This is a genomic window from Polaromonas sp. P1_G2 (assembly GCF_056405515.1).
On record NZ_JBFUBY010001641.1, the window covers coordinates 1 to 373 of the forward strand.

The 373-nt window shown below is 59.5% G+C and carries 1 protein-coding gene; it reads right to left on the reverse strand.

Annotation, left to right across the window (positions count from 1 at the left end):
• Positions 1-373: CoA transferase (locus tag AC1D0P_RS31920; RefSeq protein WP_477680386.1), on the reverse strand; the 373-nt coding region annotated here is incomplete at both ends.

Below are 373 nucleotides of genomic sequence, written 5' to 3' on the forward strand. Positions count from 1 at the left end.
CCAAAGCGGAGCATGATGCCGGTCGCCGCCTGGACGAGATCATCATAGCCGAGGTAGTTTGTCCGCGATCCATTCCGAACACCACCGAAGCAATCCAATTGGCAGAATATGGCATCGGGATTGAGCTTCTGGAGGCCCTCGGCGTCGAGACCTTTCGACTTCACCTGGCGGTCGGTAGCGTTCCAGACCACGACGTCGACGGAGCGGACGAGTTCCTCGAACAGCTTGCGCCCGTCCGGCGAGCCTATGTCGAGCAGCACTGATTTCTTGCCCCGCATATGGGTCATGCCGAAAATGACGGTGTTCCAGCAGTCAAAGAGCGGCGTCGCCGGATCGACCTTGATGACCTCGGCTCCGAAGCGCGAGAGGTATG